This window comes from Rhodonellum psychrophilum GCM71 = DSM 17998 (assembly GCF_000381545.1).
GTDB classification, from domain to species: domain Bacteria; phylum Bacteroidota; class Bacteroidia; order Cytophagales; family Cyclobacteriaceae; genus Rhodonellum; species Rhodonellum psychrophilum.
The window spans coordinates 53,774-67,110 of record NZ_KB906678.1; the positions used below are offsets into that span (position 1 = coordinate 53,774).

Annotated in this window: 12 protein-coding genes; 6 read left to right on the forward strand and 6 right to left on the reverse strand. The window is 42.4% G+C overall.

What is annotated here, in order from left to right:
- Positions 1-21: 21 nt before the first annotated feature.
- Positions 22-1,074: an NAD(P)/FAD-dependent oxidoreductase gene (locus F824_RS0110860; protein ID WP_019597917.1), complete on the reverse strand. Its 1,053-nt coding sequence runs from the start codon at positions 1,072-1,074 to the stop codon at positions 22-24.
- Positions 1,075-1,131: 57 nt separating this feature from the next.
- On the opposite strand from F824_RS0110860, the gene F824_RS0110865 reads away from it, so the two are divergent.
- The 5 genes from F824_RS0110865 to F824_RS0110885 are packed head-to-tail and all read left to right on the forward strand — an operon-like array spanning position 1,132 to position 8,227.
- Positions 1,132-1,785: an MBL fold metallo-hydrolase gene (locus F824_RS0110865; RefSeq protein ID WP_019597918.1), complete on the forward strand. Its 654-nt coding sequence runs from the start codon at positions 1,132-1,134 to the stop codon at positions 1,783-1,785.
- Entirely contained in the window at positions 1,782-2,477 is a 696-nt protein-coding gene (gene pssA, locus F824_RS0110870; RefSeq protein WP_019597919.1) for a CDP-diacylglycerol--serine O-phosphatidyltransferase, read from the forward strand. Before F824_RS0110865 ends, pssA begins: the two co-directional genes overlap by 4 nt.
- Complete coding sequence (porU, locus tag F824_RS0110875) at positions 2,470-5,739, forward strand: type IX secretion system sortase PorU (protein WP_019597920.1); 3,270 nt, start codon at positions 2,470-2,472, stop codon at positions 5,737-5,739. Before pssA ends, porU begins: the two co-directional genes overlap by 8 nt.
- Positions 5,736-6,959 carry a type IX secretion system outer membrane channel protein PorV gene (porV, locus tag F824_RS0110880; protein WP_019597921.1) on the forward strand — a complete coding sequence of 408 codons (1,224 nt, stop codon included), beginning with the start codon at positions 5,736-5,738 and terminating at the stop codon, positions 6,957-6,959. Before porU ends, porV begins: the two co-directional genes overlap by 4 nt.
- Positions 6,956-8,227, forward strand: coding sequence for a M16 family metallopeptidase (locus F824_RS0110885; protein WP_019597922.1), 1,272 nt, complete (start codon positions 6,956-6,958; stop codon positions 8,225-8,227). The genes porV and F824_RS0110885 overlap by 4 nt, the downstream gene beginning before the upstream one ends.
- Here the strand turns inward: F824_RS0110885 and F824_RS0110890 are convergent.
- The 3 genes from F824_RS0110890 to F824_RS0110900 are packed head-to-tail and all read right to left on the reverse strand — an operon-like array spanning position 8,224 to position 10,497.
- Positions 8,224-9,180 (reverse strand): glycosyltransferase family 2 protein, encoded by a 957-nt coding sequence (locus tag F824_RS0110890; protein WP_019597923.1) that lies wholly within the window; start codon positions 9,178-9,180, stop codon positions 8,224-8,226. The genes F824_RS0110885 and F824_RS0110890 overlap by 4 nt on opposite strands.
- A 2-nt stretch (positions 9,181-9,182) precedes the next feature.
- Complete coding sequence (locus F824_RS0110895; RefSeq protein WP_019597924.1) at positions 9,183-10,028, reverse strand: GNAT family protein; 846 nt, start codon at positions 10,026-10,028, stop codon at positions 9,183-9,185.
- Positions 10,029-10,074: 46 nt separating this feature from the next.
- Positions 10,075-10,497, reverse strand: coding sequence for a sugar 3,4-ketoisomerase (locus F824_RS0110900; RefSeq protein WP_139189697.1), 423 nt, complete (start codon positions 10,495-10,497; stop codon positions 10,075-10,077).
- Between the two features lie 159 nt (positions 10,498-10,656).
- Here F824_RS0110900 and F824_RS0110905 point away from each other — a divergent pair, with 159 nt between their 5' ends.
- The gene (locus tag F824_RS0110905; RefSeq protein WP_019597926.1) at positions 10,657-11,256 is read left to right on the forward strand and encodes an IMPACT family protein; all 600 of its coding nucleotides are present in this window, start codon (positions 10,657-10,659) and stop codon (positions 11,254-11,256) included.
- Here F824_RS0110905 and F824_RS0110910 read toward each other — a convergent pair.
- Positions 11,246-11,848 carry a 3'-5' exonuclease gene (locus tag F824_RS0110910; RefSeq protein ID WP_019597927.1) on the reverse strand — a complete coding sequence of 201 codons (603 nt, stop codon included), beginning with the start codon at positions 11,846-11,848 and terminating at the stop codon, positions 11,246-11,248. The genes F824_RS0110905 and F824_RS0110910 overlap by 11 nt on opposite strands.
- A complete protein-coding gene (gene nhaC, locus F824_RS0110915; protein WP_019597928.1) occupies positions 11,845-13,323 on the reverse strand; it encodes a Na+/H+ antiporter NhaC in 1,479 nt (492 codons plus the stop codon). Before nhaC ends, F824_RS0110910 begins: the two co-directional genes overlap by 4 nt.
- Positions 13,324-13,337 lie beyond the last annotated feature (14 nt).

Sequence of the window (13,337 nt, forward strand, 5' to 3'; positions counted from 1 at the left end):
TCGATGACGTCAACTTAGATCTTAAATATAATTAAAAAAACGACTAATATCCACCTCTTTTTCAGGTCGATTGCCATGAATCAGCAATTCCACCATCATTTTACTGTAGTATGGTACCAAAGAAACACCCTTGGGCCCAAAACCGTTGAAAATATAAACGCTTTCATATTCAGGATGTTTACCCAAAATTGGTTTTCTATCTCGGGTAGTGGGCCGAATGCCAGTTTTATGATGAATTACCCTTTTTCCTTCCACCAAAATCAATTTGTCGGATTTTTCGAAAAGCTCGATCTTGGCGCCTTCAGTAGGCCCATAATCGGTATCGCTCCAACTGTATGTCGACCCCAGCCTAATCGATCCATCAGGCAAAACCACCCGAAATACGCCCCTATTGATGATTTCCTGTGGCTTAAAACCCTGTTGAATATCCAAAATCTCCCCCTTTACCGGCACAAAGGGAAGAGTTTCGAAAAACTTGCTTTCCATTGCCCCTAAACCATTGCAATAGACAATGGCTTTTGCTTTGATATTGCCATAGCGAATACCTTCGGGATCGAGTTGCAATTGCTTCTCTTCAAAAACACCTTCAATCAGAGCTGCTTTGTTTTTCAGGTAGGTAGAATAATGGTCCAACAAGGTATTGATGTCCAGGTAACCGGTCATCTTCAGCAAAATCCCTCCGTAGGGATCATTCACTTCGGAATATAGCCCTTGGATTTGAATCCTTTCCAGATAGGGCTCGAATTCGACATCTCCGCTTTTGCCCATCCACTCGTTTTGTTCCTCGACACTTAAGAAAGGAATGTAAATTGGCTTTTCGTGTAACAAAACTGTACCCAATTCCTCTTCGAGGGAAGAATATAACGGCTCAATTTCAGGGAACAAAAGATCGGCATTCCAAGTTTTCACCAGTCTCCTTCCAGTTATTGGATTATAAAGTCCCGCTGCTACCCGGCTACTTTTATTGCCTTCCGGCAGATCAATGACAAGGACGGATTTACCCTCTTTCAACAGCCGATACGACAAAACCGTACCCGCCAATCCCTGACCAATGAGTAAAAAATCTACTTCCATGTCCAAAAATAAATTCTTTATTCGTTATTTTGATGGAATAAAGAAAATGTTTCCAATATGATGCAACTAAGACACTTCACATTTAACCCTTTCCAAGAAAACACCTATGTACTCTATGACGAGACCAAGGAAGCAATCATCATCGATCCAGGTTGTTATGAAAAAGAAGAACAGGGATTGTTGAATGGCTTTATTGAGAAGGAGGGATTGAAGGTAAAGTATTTGATCAACACCCATTGCCACATTGATCATGTCTTGGGAAATGCTTTTGTGAAAAGAAAATATCAGGTCCCCCTTTGGATGCACAAAAACGAAGTCCAGGTTCTAAAAGCGGTTTCAGCCTACGCCTCCAATTATGGCTTCCCGGGGTATGAGGAAACTGAGGGGGATAAATTTATTGACGAAAAAGACAGCATCACTTTCGGAAACACAACATTGGAAATCTTTTTTGTCCCGGGCCATGCGCCTGGTCATCTGATTTTTTACCATCCCGAGACATCCACCTGCATCGCCGGGGACACCCTTTTTCAAGGAAGTATCGGGAGAACCGACCTTCCGGGTGGGGATCATGCTACTTTATTGCGTGCGATCAAGGATCAAATGTTTGTTTTGCCCGATGAGGTAAAGGTTTACCCAGGCCATGGTCCGGCCACTACCATTGGTGATGAAAAAAGCCACAATCCTTTTGTTGGTAAAAACGCAAGATTTTGAACATAAAAAAACACATTCCCAATGCCTTAACCTCCCTGAACCTTTTCAGTGGAATGGTTGGGATTTATTTTGTACTGGAGGGAAACATCACATACGGTGCTTATTTTATTTTGATCGCGGCGGTTTTTGACTTTCTGGATGGCTTTGTGGCCAGACTGCTTCATGTCCACAGTGAAATCGGCAAACAACTGGATTCTTTGGCGGACTTGGTGACCTTCGGTGTACTGCCTGCTTTTATCCTTTTTGAATGGATCAGGCAGATTTCCGACCTGCCATATTTGCCTTATATCGCATTGATTGTCGGAATATTTTCCGCCCTTCGTTTGGCAAAATTCAACGTTGATGAAAGGCAGTCGGATCGGTTTATCGGCGTCCCTACACCCGCAAATGCACTTTTCATCAGCGGACTGCCATTTTTGATCCAGAAATTCCCAGCATTGGAATCCTTTATTGCCACACCGATCACTTTGGTTTTGATCAGCTTGGTAATGTCTTTCCTTTTGGTTGCGGAACTCCCTTTGATTGCCCTCAAATTCAAAAACTACCAGATCAAACCAAACATTTTCCGCTACATCACGCTTTTGATTGGATTGGTATGCATTGTTTTACTGGGTATCACTGGGATTCCCTTAGTGATTATTTCCTATATTGTGCTTTCTGTTTTGGAAAATGGTTGGGTGAAAAATGAATGATTTGGAGTTGAAGTTCAGGTTATGGAAAATAGGAATATTGCTTTTGTTTCCATTGGCTTTCCCTCTTATTTCAAAATCCCAAACTGCTTACCTTAAATTCCCCATTACCAAAGAAGGAGTTTACAAAATATCCCTGAGCCAAGTATCCTCTCTGGGAGTCGGTGATTTGGATGAAATTTCGTTATTTGGAAATCCCGGTATGATCCCGCAAAAGCTGGACAGCTTGTCACTTACGCTCAGGGAAATTCCTACCCAAAAAATTGGGGAATCGCTTTATTTTTTCACCCCAGGACCCCATCAAATTGGGATAGTGGAAGATGAAATCCAATACCAACATCATCACTATGTAGATACCCTGTATTATTTGATCGGGAAAAAAGTAAGCAGCAACAAGATCGCACTCCAATCCAATCCAATCCAAAATCCAAACAGCACCCGCCTTTATCAAATAAACTCCCAAAAATGGGAGGAAAACAATATTTTATCTTCAGGAAGGAATTGGTATTCCAAACCCATTTTCAGGGGACAGTCAAAAGACATTTCATTTCAAAAACCCATCGGGTCTGATTCAGATTTATTCCTAAAGATAAACTTGATGGGTCAATCCCTCAGTGAAAATGAATTCAAACTGACTGCAAATGGACAATTGACCGAGACCATCACCCTGCCCTCCATTCCAAATTCAACGTATGGAATCAAGGGAAGGGAAGCCGTATTGAAAAGCGGGTTTTCTGTTGGTAATGCGAATAATATTTCCCTAAATATAGCTTATCAAACCACTGATTTGAATGGAAATGGATATTTGGATTATGCCCTTCTGGTTTCAGCGTTCAACACGGCAAATCTTTCTGCGGGGATTTATTACCATTTGGACGAGAACCCTGCCATCTTTTCCACCTCTGGGGACTTCAAGGTTTGGAATGTTTCAAATCCCTATCAAATCTGGGAAAGCCAAAAAACCCATGTCCTGAACAAGGGAGGCAAAATACTTATTTTTGACCCAACCCAAATCGTCGATATTTCCCGACCGGAACCCGTAAATATGACAATTAGGGAGAATGCGATCAGGGAACCCCTCATTATAATCACTTCAGACCATTTGATTTCACAGGCCAACAGACTGGCTTCCCATAAAAATGGATTGGGAATTCAGACCAAGGTGGTTCGCCTGAAGGAAATTTATGATGGCTTTGGTTACGGGACCAAAGATGTCTCTGCCATCAGGAATTTTCTGGCCTTTCATTTCCACAAAGAAAAACAATTAAAAAATGTCCTGTTTTTCGGGAAAGGAACTTTTGATTACAAAACCATTGTCGGAGGAAGGCCCAATTTGGTCCCTACATACAGTTCAAGGAATAGCCTCAACCCTTTGACCACTTACAGTTCGGATGATTTTTTCGGTTTTCTGGATTGGGGACAGGGCGAATGGGAGGAATCAACCTCGGGTGACGAAAGATTACAGATTGGGGTAGGACGGATTCCTGCCACCAACTTTGCTGAAGCGACCGTAATGGTGGACAAGCTTATTGCCTATGAAAACAGGGTCAATACCGCTGGGGATTGGAAGCGAAAAATAGCCTTCTTTGCCGACGATGCCGACAACAATATCCATCTCAATGATGCCGAAAGCCATGCTGCCTACCTGTCTGAAAACCACCCTGAATTCCAAATAGAGAAGCTCTATTTGGACAAATTCGAACAATTAAGGACCTCTACTCGTCAATTTTCACCTGTTGCCAAGGCTGCATTATCCAAAACAATTGAAGAGGGCCTTCTTTTTTTGAACTATATCGGTCATGGCAACGAAACAACTTTGACAGCCGAACAGGTATTTACAGTGAGTGACCTTGCCAATTGGCCCGACAATCCATTGCTTCCCTTGTTCGTCACCGCTACTTGTGAATTTGGACGACATGACAGTCCATTCGTAAGATCCGGAGCCGAGGAATTGTTATTTGCGAGAAAAAAGGGCGCAATTGGTTTGCTCACCACGGGAAGACCAGTATTCAGCAGTCTCAATTTTGCACTAAACAAAGCTTTTATCGAGGCGGTTTTCAATCAGGAAAACGGGGAATATCTGGATTTGGGGGCTATTTACAGACTGACCAAAAACAACAGCCTGAACGGTGCTTTTAATAGAAATTTCTCCTTACTTGGCGATCCCTCCATGAAACTGGCCCTCCCGGAATTAAAAACCAAAATCGAAAACGTGTTCGACATCCTGTTGGACGTTCCTGCCGACACCCTAAAGGCAAGTCAAATCCTTAAAATCGAAGGGGAAATCATAGATCCACTATCCGGTGGTTTTTTGGCCAATGCAAACGGGATTTTCGAATTGCTCATCACGGACAAACCATCAAAAAGCCGAACACTCGGTGATGAAAGTAACCCCGCTGATTTTTTTGAGGACACCAATATCCTTTTCAAAGGTTCGGGGAACATCACAGGGGGAACTTTTGCGGCAGAGATTTTTATCCCAAAAAACATTGATTATAGTTTTGGAAAAGGGAAAATAAGGGTATTCGCAAAGTTGGACCGTGGCACCCAAGAAGCTATGGGAGCAGAAACAATCGTCATCGGCGGAACTTCAGGCAACAGTACTGAAGATAAGGAAGGCCCAAAAATTCAACTTTTTTTCGGAGACAGCACAACAAATGCCAACACCTTCAACACCACTACCCTACCCCTTTTGGTGCATTTGGAAGACATCAGCGGCATTAATATATCACCCAACAATATCGGGCAGGATCTCAGCCTGATCGTCAATGGAGGCACACCAATAGTATTGAACTACCATTACCTTGCCCTTAATAGTGGATATAAAAACGGCAAGGTAGAAACGCTTTTGGAGGGCTTGAGAGAAGGTGGAAACATAATCACCATCGAGGCATGGGACAATGTCGGGAATAGCTCGACCCTAACCCGAGAAATAACCATAAAAGGAAGTTTGGAGATCAAGATTATAAAACACCTAACCTATCCCAATCCCGCGACGGAAAAAAGCCACTTTACGATTGAGCACAATCGGCCCAATGAAAACATCTTGCTCAACTTGAGTGTTTTCACCACTGGCGGTCAGAAAATATATACCGCACAAAAGCGTTATGTGAAAGCTGCGTCAATTTTGGAAGATTTGGAATGGATTTTTTTGCATGACAAAACAAAATATCCGGCAAAAGGAACTTATATTTACGAGATACAGCTCTTGTCAGAATTGGATGGCAGTTCGGACAGCATGGGTGGAAAAATAATTATTCAATGAAGAAATCATTCAATCATTCGTCAGGAAAATCATTTTTTTTGATTTTGGTAAGTTTATTATCCTTTAATGCTGTTGCCCAAAACTCCACCATTATCTCGGGACAAGACCCCAACAGGAGGGTCATCACTACCGCACTCCCTTTTTTGAATTTCGCCCCAGACAGCAGGCATTCCGGTATGGGAGATGTGGGAGTTGCCACTTCTCCGGACGGAAATTCAGCGCATTGGAATGCTGGAAAATTGGTTTTTGTGGAGAACGAAATGGGATTTTCACTATCCTATTCTCCTTGGCTGGGGAAATTGGTAAACGACATGTCCCTCAGTTACCTGACTTTCTACAAAAAAATAGATGACGTTTCTGCTTTTGGTGTCGATTTGCGGTATTTCAATATGGGAGACATCCAACTTACCGATGGACGGGGAAACGAATTGGGAGAATTCACTCCACGTGACATTGCGATTGGAGGTACTTATTCAAGAAAACTCTCTGAGAATTTAGGGCTTGGTATTTCTGCAAGATTCATCCATTCCAACCTTTCCGGAAGTATCTCTTCGGTCAGTGGGAGTGAAAGCAGGCCTGGTGTGACTGTCGGAACCGATGTTGGCCTATACTACAAAAAAGAGGTTTTTCCAGGGAACAGGCAAGGCTTGTGGTCTTGGGGAGTTTCGATTACCAACATTGGACCCAAGATCACCTACAACAGTGCAGATGATCTTGATTACATCCCAACCAATTTCAGAATCGGTACAGCCTATTCCGTCAATTTGGACGAATTCAATAAAATTACCTTTGCTTTGGATCTAAACAAATTGATGGTGCCCACCCCGCCCATTTACCAAACCAATGAAGATGGTAGTTTGGCTAGAGATGACAATGGAAACCTGATCATTGCTCCAAATGGAGGAAAAGACCCGAACAGACCCTTGATATCTGGAATGTTTGGTTCATTTGCTGATGCACCTGGAGGTTTCAGTGAAGAGATCAAGGAACTCATGATTTCAGCTGGAATAGAATATACGTACAACAATGCCTTTTCCTTAAGAACAGGGTACTTCTATGAAAACCCCAACAAGGGCGGAAGAAGATATTTCACCATGGGCGTTGGATTCAATTACAAACAATTGGGTTTTGACTTTTCCTATCTCGTCCCGCAGACTCAAAATCATCCTTTAGCAGAAACCTTGCGTTTTTCATTGGCTTATAATATCTCCAGTAAATGACATTGAACAGATCTCTCGCCCCTGAATTTAAAATTCCAGAGGACATTTCTTTACCAAAACCAACAAAAAGGACTCTCAAAAATGGAGTCCCTTTGTTTTTCATTCCCACCACAGCGGTCGATGCAGTAAAACTGGAAATCAATACCGATACCCAATCCATGGTCGGGGATTTGGAAAAAAAATTGGTTGCCTATTTCACCCTGCACCTAACATTGGAAGGAACCAAAACGAAAAATTCAGAGGTATTGGATGACTTTTTTGACACCTATGCCAGTGAGGTGGATGTGATCTCCAATTTTGAGCACAATGGTCTTTCCCTTTTGACAACCACAAAACATTTCGCCAAGGTGCTGCCGGTTTTTAGATCGCTTTTCACCGAAGCAATATTTCCGGAGAAGGAATTGGTCAAAAGAAAATCCCAAAAATCCCTAAGCATCACCATACAAAGAGAAAAAAACAGCGTCCAAGCCAGCCAACTCTTTCGCAACCAATTGTTTGATCAAGGTCATTCCTATGGACAGATTGTCACAGAAGAAGATGTTGATGCAATTGTAAGGGAAGACCTCCTTGCTTTTTATAAGGACTCACTTTGGATCAATCCGGAAATATTCGTGACTGGGAATCTGAATGAAACAGCTTTGGATTTGATTGCCCAAACCTTTGAATCTTTGCCCGTGACCTTCAAAGAAATTGAGTCCCCAGTATTCAGCAACAAGGCAAAAGCAAGAATTTATGAAAACAGGGAGAAATCCCTTCAGTCCAGTTTGAGGATTGGTTGTCATCTGATACCCAAAAACCATCCCGACTATTTTGCGCTTTACGTTTTCAATACATTCCTCGGTGGTTATTTCGGATCCCGATTGATCAAAAACATCCGAGAAGAAAAAGGACATACTTATGGCATCTACAGCAGCATTGGCAGCCTAAAAGATGCGGATTATTGGGTGGTCATGGCCGATGTTCAAAAACAATTTTTGGAGGAGGTCATTGGAGAAATCTACAAAGAGCTGGACTTGCTTCAAAGCGAGTTGATTTCCGATCAGGAATTGGAAGTGGTGAGAAACTATATGATCGGAAATTTCCTTTCCAATTTTAGTTCCGCCTTTGACTTAATAGACCGATTCAAATCCATCCATCAGGCGGGGCTTGATTTTGGGTTTTTTCAGCGTCAACTTGACTTTATCCGCAGCTTCAATCCTGAAGAGATCCGGGCTGTCGGAAAGAAATATTTGAAAAAGGAAAATATGGTCGAGGTGATCGTTGGTTAGTCTTTCGTCATTCTGAGATAAAACCACGACAAATCCAATCTCCACTTGGCCCAAAGCCGGAAAATTTGATGGAGAGGTCCCTTTTCACCGAGTTCTCTGGCCAAATTCAAAAATCCTTTGGCCACCTCAAAATTTGAAGAGGCCAAAGCATGCTTTGATTCAAAATTCACCCTGTTCAACAAGGCTTGGTTTTCTGCTTTGGTTTGGTTCATGGCTTGTATTTTCCGACAAACAATCAAAGTCGAATTCAGCATACTTGTGCTTTTTGGAAAATATTGCTTGGCCGAAAAGGAGTCCGGTAAGATTTTTTTCTTGACCCCGATATGATTGGAAAAGACAACTGGGAATTTTCTGGACAGCCTCACCATGATGTCAAAATCCTCGTAAGACAAGCTTTCATCATACCCCCCCTCGTCTCTGAATTTTTGCGCATCGATTACCAAAGAAACAGACATCAAGCAATGTCTCGATACCAAATCGCAGTACCGATCACCTTCTCTTACACTTTCAAGCAATCGCCCTGTATCATCCCTTTTGAAAAATGTTTTGCTCGGGCTCCCCTCCTTTTCCAACCAAACATCCGAAAAACAAAAACCCGCATTTTCGGAATGGGAAAGTCTTTGCACACTTTGCGAAACATGTTCGGGAAGCAAAGCATCATCTCCGGAAAGGTCAATCAAATATTTTCCCTGACTTTGCAAAAAGGCAACATTGAAGGAGGTACAATAAGGCAGGGATTGTTTTCTGAAAATGGATATGATTGTCGCACTCCCTTTTTGCCGATGTAGCCAATTATGGATTTTATGAGCCGTCTCGTCATCGCTCCCGTTATCAATGACAATCAGTTCAATATTTAAATATGACTGCAACAGGACACTTTCCAGAGCCTCTTCTATATATTCCTCGTGGTTGTAAGCGGTGCAAATGACTGAAACTAGCGGAAAATCCTGCATCCTCAAATTGTTTTGTGCCAGAAGATTTTATTCTCAGAAGCATTGGAAAACTTGGATTTGAAAAACATAAGGGAGTGGTTCGGCTGCCCTTCCAGATCCGAGGAACCCAAATCCAAAAAGGAAACTTTCTGTTCCGCTGCCAATTTGAGTAAGTGAACCATGATCAATTCTCCCGCAATTTTGGATTGCGATTTTGGATCGATGGCAGAAAGGTAATAATAAAGACTATCGGACGTCAATTTAACGGCCAATGCATGCGCAATTGCTTTTCCTTCCTCCCAAATGGTGATTACGAAATAGCGCTCGGGAAAACTTGAAACCTGCTGTACCAACCGACTTTCCGAAATATTGGATACATATCCCCGGTATTGATTCCAAGACCTTATTTCCTTTAGAAACCCAAAATTCTGGATATTTCCGACCATCACTTGAAGACCTAGTGATTTTGTCTTTTTTTGGTACTTCAGCACCAATTCAAGTGAGAACTTTTTCAGTTTCTTTTTCCCTTCAAAAAACTGATGGTTTAATATTCTTTTGGCTTCAAACCCTGCCGAGTTCAACAAATAACCCACCAAGTCCGAATGGTGACAATACATAAGCGGGGCTTGGATCGCCGTGATACTGGTTACATTTCTCTGCTTTAGGGAAATAATAAGTGTTTCAATAAAAAAGGAAATAGATTCGGAGGAAGTAGATTCATGGATCCAAAAACCGCCAAACGGAGCATTGGGAATTGAAATCGCTTCATGGGCATCATTGACGGAAAGGAACATTTCAGCTTTTAACTGGCCCTTTTTGACCAAAGTTGCACGGAGATATTGAACGGCATTTTCCGGATGAAAATTCATCAAAAAGTAATCATGATCTGGTAAGTCAGATTCCTCCAATGAAAATTTAAAGTCTGACTTTGTATTCTTGCTGAAGTCTTTCAAAATCTTGTTTTTTTCTGATGTAATCCTTTTCAGAGAAGAATTTATTGGACAAAACCAATAAGATGGCCGCATCATGGAAAGTCACCTCTGACCACACCAACGCCGGCAAAACCAAGGCCTGATTGGGTTCTGTCAACTCAAATTGGAACTTTTCCCCTCTCAAATCTTCCAAAAAAACCTTCAAACGCCCCTGAAGACAAACCAGTACCTGGTTTTCTTCCAAGTGTGCATGAACACCCCTCACCCCTCCTTCAGGCACTCTGCTGATCCAAAAAGTCCTCTTGATCTGAATGGGGAAATCTTCCGGTTTGTCCATGAAGGTCAGCAAACCCGATGCACTTTGGATCCCATCCAAGAGGATGATTTCAGGCCTTATTTTTTTCATAATTTGCATTTCCTCCATGTTTCTTTGCCTAAAAATAAAACTAATTTAAGGATTATCACCTGCTCCAAAATCCTATTTCGCTATTTTTGGAAGAACGAAGGGAATTGGCTGTTGTTCATCTGCGTTTACGCCCGTCCCAAAACAAAAAAATCAATTTAGATGGAGGATACATTTTTGACCTTAAAACATGATTCCGAAGGGTTATTCAAAGAAAAAGGGAGTAAATTTTTCGCTTTTGCTTATCCGGTTGCGGATGAAGAGGAGGTTAAAATAAAATTGGATTTTTTAAGAAAAAAGTATTTCGACGCCAGACACCACTGTTACGGATATATGCTGGGGAAAGAGCAAGAGATTTTCCGGGCCAATGACGATGGGGAGCCCAATCATTCGGCGGGCGATCCCATACTTGGACAAATACGATCCCACCAATTGACGAATGTTTTGATTGTCGTGGTGCGCTATTTTGGGGGGACCAAATTGGGCGTCGGCGGATTGATTCAAGCTTACAAAGCAGCAGCCTCAGAGGCAATCCTCAACAATGAAATCATTATTGCCATTGTGAAAAAGAGACTTTTACTCAAGTTTGATTATATCGCGATGAACGACGTGATGAAAATGATCAAGGATTATGATTTAGAGATATTGGACCAGACTTTTGACAACATTTGCCAAATCCATTTACGCGTAAGGGAAGCCCTTTTTTCTGAATTGACCGATAAAATCGAAAGTTTGGAACAAGTTGAAATACTCAACGATTGAAAATCTCATCGAGGTAACCTTGGTATTCCAGCTTCTTGAAAATTTCGAGGCAAGCCCAAGCATCCGTGGCAGCATAAATCATTTGTTTTTTGGTCAATGTGGGAGCTTCCCAATTGGACACTTGCTCGGTTTTGGATATGCGCATGTTCAAGACCATGGCGGATAGATTCCTGACGCCTACATTGTGAAAGCCTACCTTTTTGAGTTCGTCATTCAGGTCAAAAAAACCTCCCGGATTGAATCCGACACTTACTTTTCGAAGCGCTCTCAAATCGTCCAAAACTGCAGCACCTATCTTGATCGTCCCGGGATCTTCCAATATTTCTCTAATGCTTCCGGGAAGCCCAATATGATTGAGCCTGATCAGATAAGCGACCTCATCCGTAGACAACTGAAGTAGGGAGACATAGTGCTGCGTCCCCTTGGAAAAAGAAGGCTTCGTTTCCGTGTCAAACCCAATCAGTTTGTGTTTGGAAAGTTCATTTCGGGCTTCTCTGATTTGATCCAAGTTATCGACAAGGATGATTTCACCTTCAAATTGTCCCAAAGGCAATTCATTGATTTCTGTTTTTGTTATTCTTTTGAGAATCATGCTACCAATTCTTTTTTAATTTCTCTCATCTCCTCTTTGGAGTAAAAATTGATACCCAATTTAAGGTATCCGAACAAAATCGTCATTATCGGACTGATGATGTTAAAAAAACAATAAGGTGCGTAAGTAAGTGTCGCCACCCCGAGTACAGACGCCTGTGTTGCGCCACAGGTATTCCAAGGAATCAAAACGGAAGTAACCGTAGCACTGTCTTCCAAGGTCCGGCTGAGATTTTCGGGTTTTAAGCCCCTTTTTCTGTAAATATCAGCATACATTCTTCCTGGAACCAAAATTGCCAAATATTGATCCGAAGCGGTAACGTTGAAAAACATACAGGTCGCGGCCGTCGAGGCGATCAATGAACCTACCGTATGTACTTTTCTGATGACCGCTTCTGCAATTACGCGAAGCATTCCGCTTTCTTCCATGATCCCCCCAAATATCATCGCACAGATGATCAGCCAAATAGTATTCAGCATTCCTGACATTCCTCTTGTAATCAGCAATTCGTTGACCACTTCATTGGATGTGACAATGCTGATCTCACCGTACAAAGACATCATTACCGCTTTGAATGCATTTAGGGCAAATCCCCCTTCCTGATTTGCGACCAGTTGGATAATCTGGGGTTGGAAGATGATGGCGAAAACACCCCCAAGCAAAGCGCCAGCCAGCAATGCCGGCACCGCGGACACTTTTTTGACGATCATCACCAGCACCAACACCGGCACGATAAACAACCAGCCATTGATATTGAATTTTTCCAAAATCACTGTAGATATTTCCTTCACCTGTTCCACTGACCCTTCAACACTATTGGTGAAGCCAATAATTCCAAAAATAATCATTGTAATCAAAATTGAAGGAATCGTAGTTTTTGCCATGTGCCTGATATGGGTAAACAAATCCGTTCCCGCCATGGCTGGCGCAAGGTTGGTCGTATCGGAAAGTGGGGACATTTTATCGCCAAAATAGGCACCTGAGAGGATTGCTCCAGCAATAATCCCCTCACTAAAACCCAATGCCTTGCCAATCCCCAAAAGCGCCACACCCACGGTGGCAACCGTTGTCCAGCTGCTTCCGGTGGCAACAGAAACGATGCCGCTGATCACACAGGCTGCCAACAGGAAGATGGTGGGATTGAGAAGTTGAAGACCATAATAAATCATGGCTGGGACGATTCCGCTAAGCATCCAAGTTCCGGCAAGTGATCCGATCAGTAACAGGATCAATATGCTGGACATGGCCGAGCTGATGCTTTTGACAATCCCGTCCTGAAGGATTTCCCACTGGAAATCCAACCTGAAAACAGCCACCAAACCCGCAACAGCAGCCGATAAGATCAAAACGATCTGATTGGAGCCTAAGAGACCATCGGTTCCAAAAACCCATATATTGACAACCAGTAAAACGATTAGAAAAAAAATGGGAAACAGAGCTTCGAAGAGAGCCGGTTCTTTGTGGTGTTTAATCATTAAATATTTCTTTG